The sequence below is a fragment of the Streptomyces sp. NPDC058284 genome, assembly GCF_042881135.1.
In the GTDB taxonomy this organism is placed as follows: Bacteria; Actinomycetota; Actinomycetes; order Streptomycetales; family Streptomycetaceae; genus Streptomyces.
The window spans coordinates 572,700-594,675 of record NZ_JBHVYE010000001.1; the positions used below are offsets into that span (position 1 = coordinate 572,700).

At 72.0% G+C, this 21,976-nt stretch carries 20 protein-coding genes; 8 read left to right on the top strand and 12 right to left on the bottom strand.

Annotated features, from left to right (window positions below):
* Positions 1-37: 37 nt before the first annotated feature.
* On the top strand, positions 38-505 hold the full coding sequence (locus ACFVYR_RS02205; RefSeq protein WP_384247685.1) for a DinB family protein: 468 nt from the start codon (positions 38-40) through the stop codon (positions 503-505).
* Between the two features lie 48 nt (positions 506-553).
* Here the strand turns inward: ACFVYR_RS02205 and ppk2 are convergent, their stop codons facing one another.
* Positions 554-1,513 carry a polyphosphate kinase 2 gene (ppk2, locus tag ACFVYR_RS02210; RefSeq protein ID WP_384247686.1) on the bottom strand — a complete coding sequence of 320 codons (960 nt, stop codon included), beginning with the start codon at positions 1,511-1,513 and terminating at the stop codon, positions 554-556.
* 191 nt (positions 1,514-1,704) lie between these two features.
* On the opposite strand from ppk2, the gene ACFVYR_RS02215 reads away from it, so the two are divergent.
* Positions 1,705-2,628 carry an NADP-dependent oxidoreductase gene (locus tag ACFVYR_RS02215; protein ID WP_384247688.1) on the top strand — a complete coding sequence of 308 codons (924 nt, stop codon included), beginning with the start codon at positions 1,705-1,707 and terminating at the stop codon, positions 2,626-2,628.
* 76 nt (positions 2,629-2,704) lie between these two features.
* The gene (locus tag ACFVYR_RS02220) at positions 2,705-3,205 is read left to right on the top strand and encodes an FBP domain-containing protein (RefSeq protein ID WP_384247689.1); all 501 of its coding nucleotides are present in this window, start codon (positions 2,705-2,707) and stop codon (positions 3,203-3,205) included.
* 42 nt (positions 3,206-3,247) lie between these two features.
* Here the strand turns inward: ACFVYR_RS02220 and ACFVYR_RS02225 are convergent, their stop codons facing one another.
* A complete protein-coding gene (locus tag ACFVYR_RS02225; RefSeq protein WP_384247690.1) occupies positions 3,248-3,637 on the bottom strand; it encodes a (2Fe-2S) ferredoxin domain-containing protein in 390 nt (129 codons plus the stop codon).
* 7 nt (positions 3,638-3,644) lie between these two features.
* Positions 3,645-4,985, bottom strand: coding sequence for a 6-phospho-beta-glucosidase (locus ACFVYR_RS02230; protein ID WP_384247692.1), 1,341 nt, complete (start codon positions 4,983-4,985; stop codon positions 3,645-3,647).
* Positions 4,986-5,081: 96 nt separating this feature from the next.
* Here ACFVYR_RS02230 and ACFVYR_RS02235 point away from each other — a divergent pair, with 96 nt between their 5' ends.
* The 3 genes from ACFVYR_RS02235 to ACFVYR_RS02245 all read left to right on the top strand — a co-directional run bounded on the left by ACFVYR_RS02235 (position 5,082) and on the right by ACFVYR_RS02245 (position 10,031).
* The gene (locus ACFVYR_RS02235) at positions 5,082-5,942 is read left to right on the top strand and encodes a hypothetical protein (protein ID WP_384247693.1); all 861 of its coding nucleotides are present in this window, start codon (positions 5,082-5,084) and stop codon (positions 5,940-5,942) included.
* Between the two features lie 80 nt (positions 5,943-6,022).
* On the top strand, positions 6,023-7,318 hold the full coding sequence (locus ACFVYR_RS02240; protein ID WP_384247694.1) for an MFS transporter: 1,296 nt from the start codon (positions 6,023-6,025) through the stop codon (positions 7,316-7,318).
* Between the two features lie 40 nt (positions 7,319-7,358).
* Positions 7,359-10,031 carry a hypothetical protein gene (locus ACFVYR_RS02245; protein ID WP_384247696.1) on the top strand — a complete coding sequence of 891 codons (2,673 nt, stop codon included), beginning with the start codon at positions 7,359-7,361 and terminating at the stop codon, positions 10,029-10,031.
* 9 nt (positions 10,032-10,040) lie between these two features.
* Here ACFVYR_RS02245 and ACFVYR_RS02250 read toward each other — a convergent pair whose 3' ends face one another.
* The 4 genes from ACFVYR_RS02250 to ACFVYR_RS02265 all read right to left on the bottom strand — a co-directional run bounded on the left by ACFVYR_RS02250 (position 10,041) and on the right by ACFVYR_RS02265 (position 13,548).
* Positions 10,041-10,544, bottom strand: coding sequence for a thioesterase family protein (locus tag ACFVYR_RS02250; RefSeq protein ID WP_384247697.1), 504 nt, complete (start codon positions 10,542-10,544; stop codon positions 10,041-10,043).
* On the bottom strand, positions 10,541-11,521 hold the full coding sequence (locus ACFVYR_RS02255) for a 3-hydroxyacyl-CoA dehydrogenase NAD-binding domain-containing protein (RefSeq protein WP_384247699.1): 981 nt from the start codon (positions 11,519-11,521) through the stop codon (positions 10,541-10,543). Before ACFVYR_RS02255 ends, ACFVYR_RS02250 begins: the two co-directional genes overlap by 4 nt.
* A gap of 170 nt (positions 11,522-11,691) precedes the next feature.
* Complete coding sequence (locus ACFVYR_RS02260; protein ID WP_384247701.1) at positions 11,692-12,585, bottom strand: 3-keto-5-aminohexanoate cleavage protein; 894 nt, start codon at positions 12,583-12,585, stop codon at positions 11,692-11,694.
* A gap of 48 nt (positions 12,586-12,633) precedes the next feature.
* A complete protein-coding gene (locus ACFVYR_RS02265; protein WP_384247702.1) occupies positions 12,634-13,548 on the bottom strand; it encodes a TetR family transcriptional regulator C-terminal domain-containing protein in 915 nt (304 codons plus the stop codon).
* Between the two features lie 278 nt (positions 13,549-13,826).
* Here ACFVYR_RS02265 and ACFVYR_RS02270 point away from each other — a divergent pair, with 278 nt between their 5' ends.
* On the top strand, positions 13,827-15,725 hold the full coding sequence (locus tag ACFVYR_RS02270; RefSeq protein ID WP_384248009.1) for an NAD-binding protein: 1,899 nt from the start codon (positions 13,827-13,829) through the stop codon (positions 15,723-15,725).
* A gap of 12 nt (positions 15,726-15,737) precedes the next feature.
* Here ACFVYR_RS02270 and ACFVYR_RS02275 read toward each other — a convergent pair whose 3' ends face one another.
* The 4 genes from ACFVYR_RS02275 to ACFVYR_RS02290 all read right to left on the bottom strand — a co-directional run bounded on the left by ACFVYR_RS02275 (position 15,738) and on the right by ACFVYR_RS02290 (position 20,691).
* A complete protein-coding gene (locus ACFVYR_RS02275) occupies positions 15,738-16,589 on the bottom strand; it encodes a metallophosphoesterase family protein (protein ID WP_384248011.1) in 852 nt (283 codons plus the stop codon).
* Positions 16,590-16,618: 29 nt separating this feature from the next.
* Positions 16,619-18,265 (bottom strand): cytochrome bc complex cytochrome b subunit, encoded by a 1,647-nt coding sequence (locus ACFVYR_RS02280; RefSeq protein ID WP_384247704.1) that lies wholly within the window; start codon positions 18,263-18,265, stop codon positions 16,619-16,621.
* A gap of 89 nt (positions 18,266-18,354) precedes the next feature.
* Positions 18,355-20,265, bottom strand: a complete 1,911-nt coding sequence (locus ACFVYR_RS02285; RefSeq protein ID WP_384247705.1) for a helix-turn-helix domain-containing protein — start codon at positions 20,263-20,265, stop codon at positions 18,355-18,357.
* A gap of 147 nt (positions 20,266-20,412) precedes the next feature.
* Complete coding sequence (locus ACFVYR_RS02290) at positions 20,413-20,691, bottom strand: MMPL family transporter (protein ID WP_384247707.1); 279 nt, start codon at positions 20,689-20,691, stop codon at positions 20,413-20,415.
* Here ACFVYR_RS02290 and ACFVYR_RS02295 point away from each other — a divergent pair.
* Positions 20,669-21,340, top strand: a complete 672-nt coding sequence (locus ACFVYR_RS02295) for a TetR/AcrR family transcriptional regulator (RefSeq protein ID WP_384247709.1) — start codon at positions 20,669-20,671, stop codon at positions 21,338-21,340. The genes ACFVYR_RS02290 and ACFVYR_RS02295 overlap by 23 nt on opposite strands.
* Positions 21,341-21,354: 14 nt before the next feature.
* On the opposite strand, the gene ACFVYR_RS02300 is transcribed toward ACFVYR_RS02295, so the two are convergent.
* Entirely contained in the window at positions 21,355-21,951 is a 597-nt protein-coding gene (locus tag ACFVYR_RS02300; RefSeq protein ID WP_384247710.1) for a TetR/AcrR family transcriptional regulator, read from the bottom strand.
* Positions 21,952-21,976: the final 25 nt, after the last annotated feature.

Here is a 21,976-nt window from a genome sequence, read left to right on the forward strand (position 1 = left end):
CCGGTACGGCGCGGTCACCACGGGCGACGAACGGGCCATGATCGTCAGCTTGTTGCGGGCCCAGCGGGCGACTCTGGAGCTCAAGTGCGCGGGCCTGACGGGCGAGTTGGGCCGACGGTCCGCGGCGCCCTCGGCCCTGTCGCTGCTCGGCCTGGTCCGTCACCTCACCGACGTGGAGCGCCGCTGGTTCCGGCGTGTCCTCGCAGGTCAGGACCCGGCGCCCCGCTACGCCACGCCCGACAACGCCGACGAGGACTTCGACGGAGTGGCGGCGGAGCCCGACCGCGAGGCCGTCGCCGCGGCCTGGGAGGCGTGGCGTGCCGAGGTGGCGTTCGCCGAGAAGTTCGTCGAGGAGGCCGAAGGCCTCGACTTCGAGGCGCAGGACCCCCGGCTCGGCACGGTGTCGCTGCGCTGGATCCTCCTGCACATGATCCAGGAGTACGCACGCCACAACGGCCACGCCGATCTGCTCAGGGAGCGGATCGACGGGGCGGTGGGGTACTGAGCCGTAGACGTCGACGGGGCGTGGCGGCGGGGGTGCGAAGGCAGGCCCTCACAGGCGCGGATGCCTGCCCGGTCCCCGGTCGTTGGGGGCGAGCTTGCTGGGTGAGAGGTCCGTGGGGTCCTCCCCCGGTTCGAGGAGGGTGTTGGCGGGGCCGATGATCAGCGGATCGGCCTTGCCCACCGCCTCGGTGTCCTTCGCCTCGTAGTCGACCTGCAACAGCAGATGGCGCATGGCCTCCAGCCGGCCGCGCCGCTTGTCGTTGGTCTTCACCACCGTCCACGGGGCGTGGGGCGTGTCCGTGGCCCGGAACATCTCCACCTTCGCATAGGTGTAGGCATCCCACAGGTCCAGGGAGGCGAGGTCGGTGGAGGACAGCTTCCACTGGCGGACCGGGTCGACCTGCCGGATCGCGAAGCGCGTCCGCTGTTCGGCGCGGGAGACGGAGAACCAGAACTTGATGAGGAGGATGCCGTCGTCGGTGATCATCTTCTCGAACAGCGGGGCCTGCTCCAGGAAGTGCAGATGCTCCTGCGGCGTGCAGAACCCCATGACCGGCTCGACACCGGCGCGGTTGTACCAGGACCGGTCGAAGAAGACGATCTCGCCGGCCGACGGCAGCTGGGCGACGTACCGCTGGAAGTACCACTGGCCCGCCTCGTGCTCGTTCGGCTTGTCCAGCGCCACCGTGCGCGCGCCGCGCGGATTGAGGCGCTCGGTGAACCGTTTGATCGTGCCGCCCTTGCCTGCCGCGTCCCGCCCCTCGCACACCACCACGATGCGGCGGCCCTCCTCGCGCACCGACTTCTGCAGCTTCAGCAGCTCGATCTGCAGGATCCGCTTGCTCCGCTCGTACGCCGTCCGGCTCAGCTTCTTCTCGTACGGGTAGTTCTCCCGCCACGTCTGCAGGGGCTTCCCCTGCTCGTCGAGGAGCACCGGGCGCTCGGGCCGGGTGTCGTCCACGGACAGCCCCTCGAGCAGATCCTCGTCATTCCCGTCGGTCGGCACCACCGCGTTGACCTCTCCCTCGTCGGCTCAGAGCCTGCTCACCCGAAAGCTTGCCCCCGTTGTCGCACCTCAGCACCCCAAGTCCGGCCCGACCTGTCCCGGCCGGGAATAGCCGGGCGATCTTCATGGTCGTCCCCTGCACGGAAGCCGCCGGCCGACGATGAGCGGGCGGGCGATCGGAATGAGGGAGCCAGATGCCCAAGGTCTACGCGTACACCGCACACGGCGGCCCCGAGGTGGAGGCCTTCCTCGACCTCGCGAAACCGGAGCCAGGCCCCGGGCAGCTACTCGTCGCCGTGCGCGCGGCCGGCGTCAACCCGGTCGACTGGAAGCTGCGCGCGGGCAAGCGCCGTCCCGGCCAGCCGCCCCTGACCGGGACCGAGGTTCTGGGCAGTGAGGTGTCCGGGATCGTTCAGGCGGTGGGTCCCGGCGTCACGGGGTTCGCGGCCGGTGACCCGGTGTTCGGCAATCCGGTCACCGGCGGGTACGCGGAGTTCACGCTGATCCCCGCCGACATCGCCGCGCACAAGCCGGACGCCCTCTCCTTCACGGACGCGGCCGTGCTGCCGGTCGCGGCGGCGACGGCGTACGACGGGCTGCGGCAGCTCGGTCTGCCCGCAGGTTCGACGCTGCTGATCACCGGGGCCGGGGGTGGTGTCGGGGTGGCCGCCACGCAGATCGCCCTGCACTTCGGGCTGCGTGTGGTGGGCACGGCGAGCGCGGGCAAGAAGGAGTTCGTCGAGTCGCTGGGCGCGCTCCACGTGCCGCCGGGCCCCGCTCTCGCCGAGCGCGTGCGGGAGGCGGCGCCGGGCCACCGTGTCGACGCGGTCTTCGACCTGGTCGGCGGCGCGGACCTGGTGGAGGTCGCCCAGCTCCTGACCGACCGGAAGAAGCTGATCACTGCGGCGGCCAAGGAGACCGTGGCCGAACTGGGCGGCGCCCCCGTCGCGCGGGCCCGCACCTCGGCCGTACTCGACGAGGTCGCGCTCCTCGCCGTGGCGGGCGTGCTGCGCCCGCACGTGACGGCGACGTACCCCCTGGACCGCGCGGACGAGGCGCTGCGCGCGGTGGAGGGCGGCCACGCACGGGGCAAGGTCGTGATCGAGGTCCCGGCCTGACAGGAAGCTCCGGGCCCGGCCCGTCGGGCGGAAAATGACACGACGGCCCGCCGGGGCCGTTGATACCTTCCGGATCATGAAGTCCGTCAGTGAGAACGAGATCCGCGCGTCCTTCGTGAACTGCTCCAAGGGCGAGGCCCGCAGACTCGCCCTGCCTGCCGGTTTCGCCGACACTCCCTGGTCCGACCTGGACTTCCTCGGCTGGCGCGACCCCAAGGCGCCCGACCGCGGCTACGTCGTGACCTGGCGGGACGGCGAGCTCGTGGGCATCGCCCTGCGCGCCTCGACCGGGGCGCGCAGGAGCCTGTTCAAGTCCAGCATCTGCTCGGTCTGCGTGACGCCCCAGGCCGGTTCCGGCATCACGCTGCTCGTGGCCCCGAAGGCGGGCGCGGCGGGCCGCCAGGGCAACTCGGTCGGGCTGTACGTCTGCGCGGACCTGGCCTGCTCCCTCTACGTACGCGGGAAGAAGAAGACGGCGCTGGCCCGCCGCTTCGAGGAGAGCCTCACCCTGGAGGAGCAGAACGCCAGGACCGTGCAGAACCTCAACGGCTTCCTGGACCAGGTCCTGGCCGACTGAGCCGGACGCCGAGAGCCGCGCACCGGCCAGGTCGTGCACCGGCTACAGCGCGCGGGGGTCCACCAGCTGGAGTGCGAGCGTGGCCGACGGCTCGGCCAGGCCCGGGCCGCCCGCGGCGGCCCAGTCGAGTATCCCGTCGAGCGACGCGTCGTCCGTGACGAAGCCGACCCAGGCCGCCCGGCCGCCCCGCCTGCGCCCTTCGTACGAGGGTTGAACCACGACGATGTTGGCCTGGCCGCACGGCCCGAGGCAGTCGCTCGTACGCACCGTGAACCGGCCGCGCGAGGCAGCCGCGGCGGAGCGCAGCCGCGCCAGCTGCCAGGTGTGGTCGATACCGGGATTCTTGCGCGCGTCACCGCAGCAGCAGCCCCGGCACACGACGAGTGTGCAGGGGCGGCGGGCGGCGGCACCGATGGAGACGACGGGACTCATGTCGTGATCATCTCAGGTACGCGAGTCCGGGGTGCACGCCCCGGTAGCCCTCCACCAGACGCCGCGCGACCGTCACCGAGTCCACCAGCGGGTGCAGCGCGAACGCCTTGACCGCCGTGGCGGCCGACCCGCTCCCGGCGGCTTCGAGCACCTCCCGTTCGACCGCCTTGACCGCGCACACCAGGCCGGTGGCGTGGCCGGGCAGCGGGGCCACCGACATGGGGTGGGGGCCGTTGGCGTCGACGGAGCAGGGCACCTCGATCACGGCGTCCGCGTCGAGGGCGGCGAGGGTCGTGCCGTTGCGGACGTTGAGGATCAGCGTCGCCCGCTCGTCCCGCGCGATGGCCCGCATCAGGGCGAGGGCGACCTTCTCGTACCCGCCGGACTCCAGGTCCTCCTCGGCCCGCTCCCCCACGCCCGCCGCTTCCCTGTTCTCCGCCATGTACGCCGCCTCGCGCTCGGCGAGGGTGGCGTGCCAGGTCTTGAGGGCGGGGGTGCCGGAGCGCCGCATGTCGGCGTAGAAGCGGCTCTGCTGGTGGTGGAGGAAGGCGCCGCGGGTCCGCTCGGCCCGCTGATAGGCGCGGACGGTCTCGCGGTTGAAGTAGTAGTAGTGCAGGTATTCGTTGGGGATCGCGCCGAGCGACTGGAGCCAGTCGGCGCCAAAGAGCCTGCCCTGCTCGAAGGAGACGAGGAGCGAGGGGTCGGCGAGCAGGCGCGGCAGCTCGTCGCGGCCCCCGATGTGCAGCCCGCGCAGCCAGCCGAGGTGGTTGAGGCCCACGTAGTCGATGAAGGCTTCGTCGGGGTCGCCGCCGAGCACCTGCGCGACCCGGCGGCCGAGGCCCACGGGCGAGTCGCAGATGCCGATGACGCGGTCGCCGAGGTGGTGGGACATGGCCTCGGTGACCAGGCCCGCGGGGTTGGTGAAGTTGATGACCCAGGCGTCGGGGGCGAGCCGGGCGACGCGGCGCGCGATGTCGACGGCGACGGGCACGGTGCGCAGCCCGTACGCGATGCCGCCCGCGCCGACCGTCTCCTGCCCGAGGACGCCCTCGGCGAGAGCCACGCGCTCGTCGGCGGCCCGCCCCTCGAGGCCGCCGACGCGGATGGCGGAGAAGACGAAGTCGGCGCCGCGCAGCGCATCGTCGAGGTCGGTGGTGGCGGTGACGGAGGGCGCGTCCGCGATCCCGTCGGCCTGCTCGGCCAGGACGCGGGCGACGGCGTCGAGGCGGGCCGCGTCCAGGTCGTGCAGGACGACGTCGGTGACGCGGCCCTCCGCGCGGTCGCCGAGGAGGGCCCGGTACACGAGCGGCACACGGAATCCGCCCCCGCCGAGAATTACCAGCTTCACTTCTTCAACCGCCTTCTGTCGGACCGTTATCACCGGTGCTCACGTTACGTACGATGGCGCGGCAGCGTTCGGACCCCCCACGGAGGTAGCGCCCCGATGACCGTTTGGAAGGCATCAACCGCCCTGTTCGGCGCCGTCACGCTGGCGGTGACGACGGGCGGCGGCGCCTCGGCCGCGCCCGCGGGACCCGGCGGCTGGCAGGAGACCGGCACCTCGTACGTCAACTCCCTCACCGGCAGCCAGGGGCTGGCGAGCCGCGCGGACGGCAGCCTGCTGCACCGCGGGCTCGGCTCGATCCCCCTCGACCTGCGGATCAAGGGCTGGGGGCACATAGGCGACCCGGACGTCGCGGACGGCCACACCTTCGACGCGTACCAGGGCGGCGACACGGCCCGGTCGAAGATGTATGCCGTCACGACGCCGGCCGGGCAGCGCTACCTCTACGAGCACCAGCTCGACGCGGGCGAGAAGCTCAACAACTCCTTCGCGGCCGTCTCGCCGGACAAGCAGTGGCTGGTGTCCGGCGAGTGGGGCGACCAGAACCGCCTCCAGGTCTTCCCCACGCCGCTCCTCAACCCCTCGACCCCGCCGACCGGCGGCGCGCTCCCGCAGGCCGGGCAGATCTCGCTCGACAAGCCGGTCCGTGACATCCAGGGCTGCGACTTCGTCTCCGACACCCGCCTGCTCTGCGCCTCCAACGACGCGTCCAGAAAGCTGTGGCCCGAGGACCGCCCCGTCCTCCAGGTCGACCTGCCGGGCCCGCTGGCCGGAAAGCCGGTGACCGGACACGTCACGAGCCTCTTCGCCGCGCCGCGGCGCAGTGTCTGCTCGGGCACGTTCGAGACGGAGGGCATCGACTACGACACCGCGCGTCGCACCCTGCGCGTCGAGGTGGTGCCGCCCGCGCCGTGTCTGGTGACGACGGCGGTGCACGCGTACAGGCCGACGACCGGCTGACGCACACCTGTCCCGGCCCGCCCTGTCCGCCTGACGGACAGTACGTGTGGGGCGCCGCGACGTGGGGGAAAGTCGTGATCATGACACAGCACGACCAGCAGGTGATCGCCACCCTCCCCGCCCCCGAGCGGCGCCCGATACGGCAGTTGCTCGCCGCGTCGGTCGGCAACGCCGTGGAGTGGTACGACTGGTACGCGTACACCTTCCTCGCCACCTACATCGCCGACCAGGTCTTCCCCAAGGGGTCCGGCAACTCCCTCGTCCCGCTGCTCGCCACCTTCGCCGTCTTCGCGGTGGGCTTCTTCATGCGGCCCGTCGGCGGTCTGCTCATGGGCGCGGTCGCCGACCGGCGCGGCAGGCGCGCCGCGCTGACGGTCACGATCCTGCTCATGGGCGGCAGCAGCCTGCTGGTCGGCCTGACGCCGACGTACGCGGCCGCGGGCGTGCTCGCCCCGGTCTTCCTGGTATGCGCCCGGCTGCTCCAGGGCCTGTCGGTGGGCGGCGAGTTCGCCGCGTCGACGACGTTCCTCGTCGAGTCGGCAGGACCCGGACGGCGAGGCCTGTTCTCCAGTTTCCAGTACGTCTCCACCAGCGCGGGCCAGCTCGCGGCGTCCGGCGTCGCGGCCCTCCTCGTCGCCACGCTCTCCGACGGGCAGATGGACGGCTGGGGCTGGCGGCTGCCCTTCCTGGCCGGCGCGGCGCTGAGCCTCGTCGGCTTCTGGATCAGGCAGGGCGCGCACGAGACGCACCGGGCGCCCGCCGAACCGGGCGACCGGCCCGGCCTCTTCGACGCGCTGCGCCACCATCCGCGCCAGTCCCTGCTGATCTGCGGCATCACGGCGGGCGGCACGCTCGCCTACTACACCTGGACGTCGTACCTGCCGACGTACGCCGAGCTGAACACCGATATCAGCAAGGGGCAGGCGCTCCTCGCGGGCACGGTCGCGCTCGCCTTCTTCGCCCTGCTCCAGCCGGTCGGCGGCCTGCTCTCGGACCGCTTCGGACGCAGGCCGCCGCTGCTCTTCTTCGGCATCGGGTTCGCCGCCCTGAGCGTGCCGCTGCTCAAGTCCCTCACGGGATCGTTCACTTCGCTGCTGCTCGTGCAGTGCGCGGGCATGGTGCTCCTGACCGGCTTCACGTCGATCTCGGCCGCCGTGAACGCGGAGGTGTTCCCCGCGAGGGTCCGGGCGGCCGGGATCGGCTTCCCGTACTCGCTCACCGTGGCCCTGTTCGGCGGCACGGCCCCGTACATGGGAACGCTCTTCAAGGAGATCGGGTCCCCCGGGCTCTTTCCCGTGTACGTGGCCGTGCTCTGCGTCGTCTCGTCCGCCGTCTACCTGCGGCTTCCCGAGACGGCGCACCAGCCCCTGAATTGAGACCTTCCGCCCTCGCACCGCATGCCGATATGCTCGGATCATGGCGCCTTTGGCCCCCGTATTCGTCAATGTCCGTGATTTCCACGCCATCCCCGGCCCCGAGGGCCGCTCGACCTGTTCGGACGCGTTCCAGAACGCCGTGGACGCCCTGGACAAGGACACCGGCGGGGTCGTGTTCGTCCCCGCCGACCCCCAGCCCTATGAATTCCTGCGCTCGGTGCTTGTGGACCGCAACCGGGTCCGCATCGTCGGCGAGGGCAGGCGCACCAGCGCGCTGCGGGCCATCGGGGCCACGCCCCCGCTGACCTTCGGGCTGCGCCGCGTCACCCATGGGCAGCCGCTCAGCGACGGCCACTGGGCGGATCTGCGCGGCATGCTCGACACCTCGGTGACCGACCAGCGGTGGGGATGCCGCACCCGCGTCCCCTCCCCGGTCGCCGGCGGGCCGACGAGCGAGGCCACGGTGACCCTGCCCTGCTCGCCCTTCCAGTTCGGCCCGACGGACGGCGCCTACTGGTCGGCGGTGCGTCAGCTCACCGTCGACTTCGTCATCCGCAACGACGTCATGCCCTGGTCGGTGCAGCCGCTGTTCGGCATGAAGGACGCCTTCAACCAGCCGTCCCCGTTCTACGCGTACGTCAACGCGCACGAGAACCCACCGGCGGTCGTCTTCGTCTTCCGCACCGCCGACGGCCTGCACCGCGAGATCCGCATCCCCTTCGACCCGGCGCAGCCCGTGCTGCGCTGCTCCTTCCAACTCGACCTGGACGCCCGCACGGTGACGGCGTGGACCAACAGGCGCCAGGCCACCCAGCGCGTCCAGGTCCAGCCCGACCTCTCGTTGATCAACGACGGCTGGGCCCCGCGGGAGCCCGGCCGGGAATTGGCGTTCACCCCCAACTGGTACGCCCCGTTCCGGCTGGCCGCGATCGGGCAGAACTCGTCGGGCCGGGCGGGCCTGCCCGGCAACGAGGACGACCCCGTCGACCTCACCTTCGGCGCGCTGCGCTTCTCCGACGTCCTGCGCTACAAGGTCCTGGAGGAGGGGCAGGAGCAGCAGGACGCGCGCGGCAAGGTCGACGACCTGCGCTGCCTCACGGTCGAGAGCCGGGTCTTCGGCGCCCTGACGATGAGGGACCCGGTGCACAAGAGCGCCTCGGGCGTGCCCGATCTCCAGGTGCTGTGGGAGGGCGACGTGGGGGTGTTCGGACGTGGCTTCTTCGTACCGCACGACCTGCGCGAGTACGTCGAGGGCAACGGCTGCGAGAAGCTCGACGTCCGGGGCTTCTCCTTCGCGCCCAAGGCGACCCACTACGGGCAGGCCATCGGCCTCGGGCTCGTCTACAACTTCGCCATGGACGACGTGGTCGTGGAGTTCGGCGCCCAGGGCCTGAGCTCGCACCACTTCGGGGTGAGCTACCCGGTGTCGCTGCGCTCCTGCACCTTCGAGCACCAGACCGACTGCGCGATCTACAGCTTCGGGCAGTACACCACGGCCACCGATCTGACCCTCGCCTACTACGGCCGCTCCGCGCTCAAGGCGCTGAGGTCCCGGGTGGCCTACCGCGATGTCCCCTGCACCGACTCCGCCGTGTGCGAATCGGCGGTGAAGCTGTTCCAGAGCGAAGCGGTGCTCGACAACTGGATGATCGATTTCGAGGACTTCGACGGGGACCTGCCGCGCGACAGCTACATCTGGGTGAGCCTCGCGGACGACCTCGGCGGCCCGACGCAGCTGGTCGTACGCGACTGCGTCGGAAGCGCCGGAGGCGAACGCACGGTCGCGATCCGGCTCGTCGGCAACGAGCGCGGAGCGCTCGGGGACACGCGCAAGGGCGTCGGCTGGTGCAAGGTCGAGCGGTCGTTCAACCACCACGCCGATCTGCGGATGCCGGCCCTGATCGCGGTGGACGGCCCCCTCTGGCAGGGCCTGTACGAAGGCCTTCCGCCGACCGGCATGGCCCTGGCCGTCAACACGGCCACCCCCGGCGCCTCCGCCAGGATCGGCATCGGCGCGGTGCCGCCCCCGGTGTCGGTGCCGCCGCTCGCGCCCTCGCCGTACGACCCGCTGCCGAGCCTGCCCGGTCTGATCGGCTACTACCGCGCCGACGCCCTGCGCGACAGCAAAGGCCTCCCGCTGCGCGACGGCAGCGCCGTCACCGAGCTCACCGACCTGAGCCCCGCGCACCACCACGGCGCCCCGGTGGGCAGCCCCGCCGTGTTCCAGACCGACGCCGTGAACGGCCTCGCGGCCCTGCGCTTCACCGGCGGCCACTACGCCTTCCCTGCCCTCCAGGGCTCCAGTGGCGCCGCGACCTGGTTCTTCGTGGCCAAGCGCCTGCCCACCTTCGACTCCGCTCCCGGCCGCTCGGGCTCGCTGCGCAGCAACGGACAGGGGTGGCAGCTGGACCACCTGCTGATCTCACGCACCGCCGAGTCGGACAACCAGTGGGCGGTGTACGCCGTCCGCTGCGCGGCGGGCGCGGCCCGCAGGCTCCAGACGTACACCAACGGATACCCCTACGAGCTGCGCAGGGACGACCGGGTCCGCACGGTGGGCTGGTCCGGGCCGGTCTTCGGCTACCGCCCGGACCACGGCCATGCGTTCCAGGGCCTGGTGGCCACCGCAGTCCTCTGCGATGCGGCACTGACCGACGAGCAGATCGCCGACACCTGCCGCTATCTGCTCAACCGCTACCAGATCCCGCTGTGAGCGGTCCGGTCAGCCGCTGTCGGCCGGGGCCGCCGTAAGCAGGCCGATCGAGCGGCCCGCCCAATCGGGTGCCGGTTCCGCAAGGGCATCGAGACGCTCGCGGATCCCGTCCGGGAACGGCGTCGTGCGGCCCGCGTTCTGGTCGACGTGGAGCGCGAGCAGTTCGGTGGTCGCCACGGGGGCGGCGTCCGGGGCGGGTGCGTCGCCCTCGGCCCCGACCACGTACATCTCGTGCGTGAAGCGCGCCTTCTTGGCGTCCGCGCCCAGCATGCGGGTGCGGACGGCGAGGTGGGCGCCCTCGGAGACGTCGTTCAGGTACCGCACGTGCGCCTCGACGGTGTAGAGGGAGCAGCCGGTGGACTCGCGGTAGCCCGCGTGCAGGCCGGTCCCGATCATCATGGCGTCGGTGGCGTAGCCGAAGACGAGGACGTAGAACGCCTCGCTCATATGGCCGTTGTAGTCGATCCACTCGGGCCGCACGGTGCGGTGCAGCAGGGGCAGGGGCTCGCTCACTTCTTGCCTCCGTTCAGGCGGCCCGTGGCGCGCAGGACGTCGATGACGCCCTGGTCGCGCTCGGCGACGAGGTCCGCGATGGTGCGGCCGTCCGCCTCCTCGTCGCATCCGGCGACCACGGCGTCGTACAGCTTCTTGTCGAGTTCGGGTGCTTCGAGGCGCGTCCACGGCGACTTCAGGGACGGGCCGAAGTGGTCGAGCATGTGGGCCATGCCGCCCTCCCCGCCGGCCAGCGCGAAGGTGAGCATGGGTCCCATGAACGCCCAGCGCAGGCCGGGGCCCTCGGTGATGGAGTCGTCGATCTCCCGCACGGTGGCCTCGCCGTTGGCGACCATGTGCAGGGCCTCGCGCCACAGGGCTTCCTGGAGGCGGTTGGCTATGAAGCCGGGCACCTCGCTCTTCATCGTGATCACGGACTTGCCCGCGACCTCGTAGAAGCGGGACGCCCAGGCGACGGCCTCGGCGTCGGTCAGCTCGCCGCCGACGACCTCGACGAGGGGGATGAGGTACGGCGGGTTGAAGGGATGCCCGACGACCAGGCGGCCCGGGGTGGCGGCCTCGGTCTGCATGTCGGTCATCGGGTAGCCGGAGGTGGAGGAGGCGATGACGACGCCGGCGGGCGCGGTGGCGTCCAGTTGGGCGAGCAGGTCGCGCTTGAGCTCCAGCTTCTCGGGGGCGCTCTCCTGCACGAATTGCGCGTCGCGGACGGCCTCTTCGAGGGTCGCGGTCACGGTGAGCCGCTCCTGCGAGGCGCCTTCGGCGAGGCCGAGCTGGGTGAGAGCGGGCCAGGCGGCCCCGACGAGCCGGCGCAGCCGCGTTCCGGCGTCGGGGGCGGGGTCCCATGCGGTGACGTCATAGCCGCGAGCCAGGAAGTGGGCGACCCAGCCGCCACCGATGACACCGGCACCGACACAGGCGACACGGCGCACTTCTTCGGGGGCGGCCGTTGTCGTGCTCGTGCTCGTGGTCGTTGTCATGAGGGTGGGGATCCTTTCGTGGGGGAGGGTGTGTCGGTGGGCGGGCGCTTCGGAGGGGCGCTCTTCAGGGGCGCGGGGTACTGCGCGACCAGCCACAATGGGCCCGCAGCGCACACACCCCCGCAAGCCGGCGGACCGGCGAGACGGCAGGACGGCGCCCCGACACCCCGCTATCCCCGAGGCCGAAGGCCAAGCTTCTGCCGGGCCTCGTCCGGCGAAGCCACCCGCGAGCCAAGGCTCTCGGTGATCCGGACCGCCCGCTCGACCAGCTGCGCGTTCGTCGCCTTGTTGCCCTTGCCCAGGTACAGATTGTCCTCAAGCCCGACGCGGACCTGTCCGCCGAGCAGGATGGACTGGGCCACCCACGGCATCTGCATGCGACCGAGCGCGAAGCTGGCCCACTGCGCGCCCTCGGGAAGCATGTTGACCATGGACTGCAGGACCCCCGGGTCGGCGGGGGCACCCCACGGAACGCCCATGCAGAGCTGGAAGACGGTCGGCTCGTCGAGCAGCCCCTCGGCGAGTAGCTGCTTGGCGAACCAGAGCTGACCCGTGTCGAAGATCTCCAGCTCGGGGCGGACGCCCAGCTCCTGGATCCGCTTGGCACCCTGCCGGAGCATGTCGGGCGTGGAGACGTACAGGTTGCTGCCGTCGCCGAAGTTGAGCGATCCGCAGTCGAGGGTGCAGATGTCGGGGAGCAGCTCCTCGACGTGCGGGAGCCGGTCGAGCCCGCTGACGAGGTCCGTGCCCGGCAGGTGCTTGAGCGGCTCGTCCGGGTCGATGACGAGGTCGCCGCCCATGCCCGCCGTCAGGTTGATGACGACGTCGGTGCCGGTCTCCTTGATGCGCTCGACGACCTCGCGGTAGAGGCGCGGGTCGCGGGACGGGTCGCCGCTCTCGGGGTCGCGGACGTGGATGTGCACGACGGCGGCGCCCGCCTCGGCTGCCTCGACGGCCGAGGCGGCTATCTGCTCGGGCGTCACGGGCACGTGCGGGCTCTTGCGGACGGTGTCGCCCGCACCGGTCAGGGCGCAGGTGATGATGACGTTGTCGTTCACGGGCATGCGGAACTCTCCCTCGGGGGTGGGGTAGAAGTGCAGGCGGCCTGGGAGTCAGTGCGCGGTCAGCGTCGCGTCGACGTAAGCGATGAGCGCCTCATGCATGGCGTCGGCACCGGTACCAGAACCGGGGCCGGTACCAGAACCTGGGCCGGTACCAGAACCAGGAGTGGTACCAGAACCACCACCGTCCGGCGCCGAGGCGAGCACCTGCGTGGCGAGCCCGTCGATCAGCGCCGTCAGCCGCAGCGCGGCAGCCTCGGGATCGGTGGAACGGAAGACGCCTTCGGCGGTACCGCGGCGGATGACGTCGGCGACGGTGGCGCGCCACTGCCGGTAGTAGTCGGCATGCAGGCGGCCCACGGCGGTGGAGCGCGCGGCCTCCGCCCACAGGTCGAGCCAGACGCTCCACTGCCAGCGCTGCTGCGGGGTGCGGGGGATCTGCAACTCGATGAGCTGGCGCAGTTCGTCGGCGGTGTCGGCGGCGTCCGCGATCCGGGCCGCCCGGCGCACGGTGTCCTCGTCCATGCACCAGCGCACGGCCGCTTCGAGGAGGTCGTCGCGGCCTGGGAAGTGGTAATGGATGGCGGCGGTACTGGTGTCGCAGGCCGCCGCGATGTCCTGGACGCGGACGGCGTGGAAGCCGCGCTCCGCGATGAGGCGGACGGTCTCACGGACGATCTGCAACGGGCGGCCACCCTCCGGTGAGGGGGACGACCCCCCGGCACGCTGCCGCCGGGCCGGGGACGCGGGCGCCTCCGTGCCGAGGAGCCAGCCCGCGTCGACGTGCCCGATGGCGGCGATCCGGGCCAGCTCGGCCGCGGTGAACCGGCGGGTGCCGCCCAGCGAGCGGGACAGCTTCGAGGGGTCCATCACGATCCGGCGGGCGAACTCCCGCTGGGTCACCCCGGCGTCCGCGATGACCTTCCGCACGCGCTCGGACACGTCGTCCCGCTGCTCTGACTGCATGGTGGGCCACCGTACCCATGCGTTGCGATATCCACAACACCAGGCCACATCAGCTCAAGCATCAGAAGCTCATTGCGATACTGACTGACACATCAGTCACCAATTGCCCGTGCCGTTCGAGCAGCTCCCCGAGCCGGAGATCGCAGGTGCGCCTTGAGGGTTGGTGGTGCGTGCCGCCCGGCTACGGGAACCACCCGGCCACTTGAGGCACTCTTCTCCCTGTGTCGCACGCATCTTCGCTCCCCCCGCAGCGCCCGCCACTGCCCGCCCCCGGCCACATGGTCGTGTGCGGCAGCGACAACGCACTGGCCCACCGGCTCGCCGCCGAACTCCGCGGTGTCTACGGTGAGCAGGTCGTCCTCGTCGTCCCGCCCGCGGGCCGCGGCGCGGTCGACCGGCTGACGGGCCGGGCCAGGACGACGGCGCTGCTTGGGCGCATCACGGCGGCCGTCGCGCGCGGAACCGGCAACGGGGGCGGGAACGGCGAGGGCGGCAATCCGCCGGACCCGCCAAGGACGCTGGAGGCCGCCGAGCTCACCGACGCGGTCCTGGAAGGCGCGGGCATCCCGCAGGCCGCCGCGCTCGCGCTCGTGCTCGACGACGACGAGACCAACATCCGCACCGCGCTCGCCGCACGCCGGCTCAACCCCCGGCTGCGCCTGGTCATCCGGCTGTACAACCGCAAGCTGGGCCAGCACCTGGAGGAGCTGCTCGATCAGGCGGCCGCCGTGGCCGGCCTGGCCACCACCGACGCCAGCGTCACCGTGCTGTCCGACGCGGACACCGCGGCGCCCGCCCTCGCGGCCACCGCGGTCGCCGGGACCAGCAAGGTCGTACACGCCTACGGACTGCTGCTGCGCGCGGTGGAGCGCACTCCCCCGGCACCCGGCGAGGTGGCACCGCAGGGCCTTGCGACCCTGGCGCTGCTCTCCGCCACCGCCAACGACCCTGCCGGGGCGGAGGGTTCGGAGGGCGCGGACAGCGGCGCGGGGCCCCGGCTGCTGCCGGACGACGCCGCCGTGGCGGCCGCTCCCGGGCGGGGTGCGCTCGTCCTGGAGGCCGTCTCGTACTCGGGCTCCACGCCACCGCCCGGCTTCCTCGCGGGGCGCGGCGTACCGCTGCGGCAGCTGTTCTCGCGGCGGTTGCGCTGGTCGGTGGCCGGATTCGCGGCGGCGGTGCTCGGCATGGCCATCGCGTCGATCGTCACCACCGACGACACCCCGCTGCACGCCACGTACCTGACGCTCCTCGACCTCTTCTCGATCAACGACCCGGCGACCGATGGGCCGATGAGCCGGCAGATCCTGCAGCTCCTCTCCGGCCTGGTCGGGCTGCTGCTCCTGCCGATCGTCTTCGCCGCCGTCCTCGAGGCGCTCGGCACCTTCCGCACCGCGTCCTCGCTGCGCCGCCCGCCGCGCGGCCTCTCGGGCCACGTCGTCCTGCTGGGTCTCGGCAAGATCGGCACCCGGGTCCTCGCCCGGCTGCGCGAGCTGGACATCCCCGTCGTGTGCGTGGAGGCGGACCCCGAAGCGCGCGGCATCTCGCTGGCGCGGCGTCTGCGGGTGCCCACCGTGATCGGCGACGTGACCGAGGAGGGCGTCCTGGAGGCGGCCAAGGTGCACCGCGCGCACGCGCTGCTCGCCCTGACCAGCGCGGACACCATAAACCTCGAAGCCGCCCTGTACGCACGGTCGGTGAAGCCCGATCTGCGGGTGGCGCTGCGCCTGTACGACGACGAATTCGCGACCGCCGTGTACCGCACCCTGCGCGCCGCGCACCCGAACGCCCTCACCCGCAGCCGCAGTGTGTCCGCGCTGGCCGCGCCCGCGTTCGCCGGGGCGATGATGGGCCGGCAGATCCTGGGGGCGCTGCCCGTCGAGCGCTCGGTGCTGCTCTTCGCGGCGCTCGACGTCTCGCTCCAGCCGCAGCTGACGGGCCGCAGGATCGCTCAGGTGTTCCGGCCGGGGGCGTGGCGCGTGGTCGCTCTGGAGCGCTCGTCGGACCACGGGCCCGGCCAGGCATCCGGTCAGGTGTCCGGCCGGACGTCGTCTCTGGAGTGGGAGCTCGACCCGGCGTACGAACTGCGTCCCGGGGACCGCGTCGTCATCGCCGCGACCCGCCAGGGCCTGGCCGAACTCCTCGCCCGCAGGCCACTTCCCGCGCAGCCACAGCCCTGACGAGCCCCCTTCTCACTCCGGTTCGGGCACGGGCAGGATCTGGCGCAGATGCGGGTCGGGGTGGAAGTCCCTGCGCCACTCGCGGGGATAGCCGACGGACGCCTCGATGTGCGGCACCCCGTCGTGCACGGTGGTGCGCGGGATGTGCAGGTGGCCGTAGACGACGGCCGCCGCTTCGTACTTCACGTGCCAGTCGGCGGTCCGCTCGGTGCCGCACCAGAGCGCGAATTCGGGGTAGCGCAGGACCCGGGTGGGTTCGCGCAGCAGCGGCCAGTGGTTGATCAGGACGGTCGGCATGCCCGCGGGCCGCTCGGCGAGCCGCTCCTCGGTCTGCTTGACGCGGGCGCGGGACCAGTCGTCGCGGGTCGCGTACGGGTCGGGGTGCAGGAAGTACTCGTCGGTGCAGACGACGCCCGCCTCGTGGGCGACCTCAAGCGCCTGCTCCTTCGTGTGCGTCCCCGCGGGGCGGAAGGAGTAGTCGTAGAGCACGAACAGCGGGGCGACCACGACGGGGCCGCCCGCGCCGCGCCACACCGGGTAGGGGTCCTCGGGCGTGGCGATGCCCGACTCGCGGCAGAGTTCGACCAGGTGGCGGTAGCGCGCCTCGCCGCGCAGCTGGACCGGATCGTCCTTCGGCGTCCACAGCTCGTGGTTGCCCGGCGACCACACCACCTTGGCGAAGCGCCCGGCGAGCGTGCGCAGCGCCCACTCGATGTCGGCCATGCGCTCGGCGACGTCCCCGGCGACTATCAGCCAGTCCTCGTCCGTGCCGGGCCTGATGGTCTCGACGTACTTCCTGTTCTCCGCGTAGGCCACGTGCAGGTCGCTGATCGCCAGCAGCTTCGGAGTCTTCTCGGATGCCATCACGGTGCGAGGCTAACCGAGCCGCACCGTCAGTGGTGGTCGCCCTCACCTCGCTGGATCGCCAGATACTCCTCCGCAGTCGCCTTGGGGACCTGCGCCTTGGGGCCGTACATGGCGCGGGCGAGGCGGGCGCGGAGCCGGTCGGAGCGAGGGACCTTGCGCCTCACGCCGTTGGCGTCGACCAGGGGCCCGACCTCGTAGGGCCGCGGCTGTTCGTGGGCGGTGAGGCGGTAGAGCTCGGACTGCGGCAGCGGTTCGTGGACCTCGACGTACTCGCCGTGCGGAAGCCGTTTGACGGTGCCGGTCTCGCGCCCGTGCAGCACCTTCTCCTGGTCCCTGCGCTGCAGGCCGAGGCAGATCCGGTGCGTGACGAAGAAGGCGACGACGGGCCCGAGGAAGAAGCCGGCCCGCACGAACCAGGTGATCGCGTTGATGGAGAGGTGGAAATGGGTGGCCCACAGGTCGTTGCCGCCGCCGACCATCAGCACGCCGAAGAGCGCGAGCCAGGCGACACCGAGACCGGTGCGCACGGGTGCGTTGCGCGGCCGGTCCGCGATGTGGTGTTCCCTCTTGTCGCCCTTGACCCAGGACTCGATGAACGGATAGACGCCGATCGCGAGGAGGATCAGCGGGAAGAGGGTGAAGGGGATGAAGACGCCGAGTTCGAGCGTGTGCCCCCAGGCGTTGATCTCCCAGCTGGGCATCACCCGGATCAGCCCCTCGGAGAAGCCCAGGTACCAGTCGGGCTGGGCGCCGGTGGAGACCACGTCGGGCCGGTAGGGACCGATCGCGAAGACCGGGTTGATGGAGGCGACCGCGCCCATGATCGCGAGCACGCCGAAGACGAGGAAGAAGAAGCCGCCCGCCTTGGCGATGTAGACGGGCAGGAGCGGCGCCCCGACGACGTTCTTCTCGGTCTTGCCGGGCCCGGAGAACTGGGTGTGCTTGTGGTAGAAGACCAGGATCAGGTGGGCGGTGACGAGCCCCAGCATGATGCCCGGGAGCAGCAGCACATGGATCGGGTAGAGCCGCGGGATGATGTCCTGGCCCGGGAACTCCCCGCCGAACAGGAAGAAGGAGAGGTACGTCCCGATGACGGGGGTGGCGAGGATGGCGCCCTGCGCGAAGCGGATGCCGGTGCCGGACAGCATGTCGTCGGGGAGGGAGTAGCCGGTCAGACCGGTGAGGATGCCCAGGAACAACAGGGTCCAGCCGAAGAGCCAGTTGAGCTCGCGCGGCTTGCGGAACGCGCCGGTGAAGAACACCCGCATCATGTGCACGAGCATCCCGGCGACGAAGACGAGCGCGGCCCAGTGGTGGATCTGCCGGATGAGCAGTCCGCCGCGGACCTCCATGCTGATGTCCACGGTGGATTCGTACGCCCGGGAGACCAGGACGCCCTTGAGCGGTACGTACGTCCCGTCGTAGGCCACCTCGGACATGCTCGGGTCGAAGAACAGGGTGAGGTAGGTGCCGGTCAGGATCAGGATGATGAAGCTGTAGAGGCAGATCTCCCCGAACATGAACGACCAGTGGTCGGGGAAGATCTTGCGCATCTGGGTCCTGGCAAGGGTGTTGATGCCGAGCCGCCCGTCCGCCCAGTCGGCGATCCGCTCCCCTTTGCCGTGCTGTACAGGTCGTGCATTCGTTCGGGTGCGCTCGATGCGTCCGCTCATGCGACTCCCTTTCAGGCGGTTCCAGGGTAGGTCGCATGGGTGACGGATCCAACAGCCGCGGATGTGACAACTTGCCACTGGCGTGAAGCTCACGCTCGCGGCGTCAACCGGTGCAGCCGCAGGGCGAGTTGGATCTCCAGGGTGCGGGCCGGGGTGTTCCAGTCGTCGCCGAGCAGCCGCGCCACCCGTTCCAGTCGCTGCACCACCGTGTTCACGTGCACGTGCAGCGCGGTCTTGGCCCTGGTGAGGCTGCGGTCCTGGCCGAAGTACGCCTCCAGGGTGCGCACCAGCTCCGTGCCGCGATCGGCGTCGTACTCCAGGACCGGGCCGAGCGTGGCCCTGATGTAGCCGCCCAGATCGGCCTGTTCGCCGATGAGCAGGCCGACGAAGCCGAGGTCCGCGAGGGTCGCGCCGTGCCCGGTGTGACCGAGGGCGCGCAGGGCGGAGAGGCAGCGCAGGGCCTCGGCGTGCGCGCCGGGCAGCCCGGCGGGTCCGGTAGCCGGGCCCGCCGCGCCCACGGTGACCGGGCCGCCCACGGCCTGCCCGAGCGCGGTGGCGAGCGCCCGCGCGTCGGCGTCCGGGGCGGTGGCGGGGGTCACGATCACCACGCTGTCGTGGTGCAGGCCGGCCAGGCCGCTGTGGGCACGGGCGGTGCGGTGGGCGGCGGCGAGCAGCCGGGGCCGTGGCGCGCTCTCGCCGTGGGCGACGAACACCGCGTGCGGCAGGTCGAGCCGGACGCCCAGGCGGCGGGCGCGGCCCGTCAGGCCCGCCGGGTCGCCGGTGGTGGCGAGCAGGTCACCGAGAAGTTCGCCGCGCACCCGGTCCTCGGTCTCGGCCACCGACCTGCGCAGCAGCAGGAGCAGCGCGGTGACGACGCCGGCCCGCTCGAACAACCGCCGGTCGGCGTCGGCGAGTTCGGGGCGCCCGGTGAGGGCGATGCTGCCGAGGATCTCGGGGCCCGCGAGGACCGCGCAGACCCAGGTGCCGTCCTGCAGGACGGCGCGGCCACTGGTGCGCGAGGCGGCGACGGCGGGCGCGGGCGGCGGCAGCGGTCCGGTGCCGCCGGTGGTGCGGGCCAGTTCGACGCCGTCCGCGTCGTGGATGAGGACCCCGCCGTCGAGCAGCGCGGCGATGCCGTCGGCCACCTCGTCGGCGCCGCCGCCGCGCAGGACGAGATCGGTGAGCTGGTCGTGGGCCTGCTCCGCGCGGCGCATGGCGCTGCTGTGCGCGCGGATGGTCTCGTTGGCGGCGTTGAGCTCGACGAGCGCGGCGCGGGTCTCCTCGAGCAGGCGGGCACCGTCGATGGCGATGGCGGCGTGGTCGGCGAGTGAGGAGAGCAGCACGATCTCCTCGGTGGTGAACGTGCGGGCCGCGCGGTCGGCCGCGTAGAGCACGCCGATGACGCGTGGGCCCAGGCGCAGCGGTACGCCGAGGATGGCCCGCAGCCCTTCCTGCCGGACGGCGCTGTCTATGGCGTCGGTGTGGTGGAAGCGGGGGTCCTGCTGGTAGTCGCCGCTGACGTAGGGGCGGGCGGTCTGGGCGACGAGGCCGCCGAGGCCCTCGCCCATGCCGAGCCGCAGTTGCTGGAAGGCGGCGGCCACGCTGCCGTCGGTCACCCGCATGTAGGTGTCGCCCGCCGCCTCGTCGTTCAGGGAGAGGTACGTGACGTCGGTACCCAGGAGCAGTTTGGCGCGGCGCACGATGGCGCGGAGCACGGCGTCCGGGTCGCGCAGCGCGGCCAGGTCGCTCGCGGTGTCGAACAGCGCGGTGAGTTCGGCCTCACGGCGGCGGTGCGTGCCCAGGGTGCGGTGGACGCGCAGCGCCACGTCGGTGGCCTCGTCGAGGGCGGCCAGGTCGTCGGTAGTGGCGCCGGCCTCGCGGGCCCGTGCCGCGGGGCGGGCGAACTCCTCGGCGGGCGCGCCCCGGGCGAGCAGGTCGAGCAGCGTGCGCAGGGCCGCCCGGGGTTCGGCGGGGTCCGCGCCCGTGGTGGAGGGAAGCATGGGGCGATGGTCTCCCGGCGGGGTGGGCGCGGTCGATGGCCTGCGCGGGATCCGCCCTATCACCGCCCGGGGCGCGTTGCCCCTGCGCATGGCGGTGCCCGCCTCCGGGGGAGGGAGGCGGGCACCGCGACCGGGGGCTCGGCGGGGTCAGGCGTCCGTCGAGCTGTTGGCGTACGGCGGCTCGGCCGCGGGGGCGGGGGTGGTGGCCGGTGCGGGCTCGGGGGTCTTCTCGCCGAGGCCGAACCGTGCGTGGAACGTCCGCAGGAACCCGGGCGCGTACCAGGCGGAACGGCCGAGCAGGCGCATCGCGGCGGGCAGCAGGATGCCGCGTACGGCGAGGGCGTCGATGAGGATGGCGAGTCCGCTGCCCAGGCCGAAGAGTTGCAGGAAGCTGATCTCGGCCGTGCCGAAGGCGAAGAAGCTCACCGCGAGCAGGACGGCCGCCGCCCTGTCGTTGCGCGCCGTCGCCCGCGACCTCGGCATGACCGTGCAGGCGCTCTACCACTACTTCCCGAACCGGGACGCCCTCGTCACGGCGCTGGTCACGCACGCGTACAGCGACGTGGCCGACGCCGTGCAGGCCGCCGTCGACCAGGCCGCGCCCGATCCTGACCTGCCGCGCCCGGTCGTCGCGGCCGAGGGCTACCGCCGCTGGGGCATCGCCCACCCGGAGCGCTTCCAACTCCTCTACGGCACACCGCTGCGCGGCTACGAAGCGCCCGCCGAGGGCCCGACCACGCAGGCGACGCGCCGGATGAGCCTGATCTTCGAGCGCGAGATGTTCCACGGGTTCACCGCGGCCCAACTCGCCGCAGCCGACGCCCCCGAGCTCTCACCGTCACTCCGGGCGCAGCTGTCCCAGCTGCCGCCGACCGGCATGGGCACGCTGCCGCCGCCCGCGACCGCTCTGCTCCTGAGCGCGTGGGGGCACATGCACGGCCTGGTGGTCCTTGAGGTGTTCGGGCACACGTCGTTCCTCGACGGCCACCAGGCGGAGATCTTCCGCATGTCGATGAGGAACATGGTCAGCGACATCCACCGCCGCATTCCGGCCGCCGCCCCACCTGGCAAGTGACCGGCGCGAGTTGACTACGGGCGGGACCGGTCCACGATCCCCTCGACGATCCGCATCAGCCGCTCGCCCGTCCGGTCGATGCTGCCGTTCTGCGTACTGACCTGGGCGCCTTCGAGTACGAAGGTGATCTCGGCCGCGACCTGCTCCGGATCGGTCAGCCCGGCGGCGGCACACATGCCCACCAGCCTGCGGGTCTGGTGGGCCTTGTGGTCCTCGATCACCTGCCGTGCGGGGTGGGCGCGGTCGGGCAGCTCGGCGATGGAGTTGATGAACGGGCAGCCCCGGTGCGAGACCGCGGGCAGCCCCTCGGCGATGAAGCGGGCGAGGCCCAGAATTTGCTCCCGGGGCCGGTCGGGGTACTCGGCCTCGACCCGGTCGAAGGCCGCCCGATAGTCGGCGGCGACGATCCGCAGCCACTCCGCGACCAGCGCGTCCTTGGTCTCGAAGTGCCGGTAGATCGCCATCTTGGTGGTCTTCGCCCGCTCGGCGATCGCCTGGACGCCGACCCGCCGGATCCCCTCGCTCTCGAAGAGCTCCTCGGCCGCGTCGAGGATGCGCTCACGCGGCGGCAGCTGCGCCACTCTGCTCGGCCTGCTGACGGTCGATGCCATGACCACTCCGTGCGTTGGCGTTCGT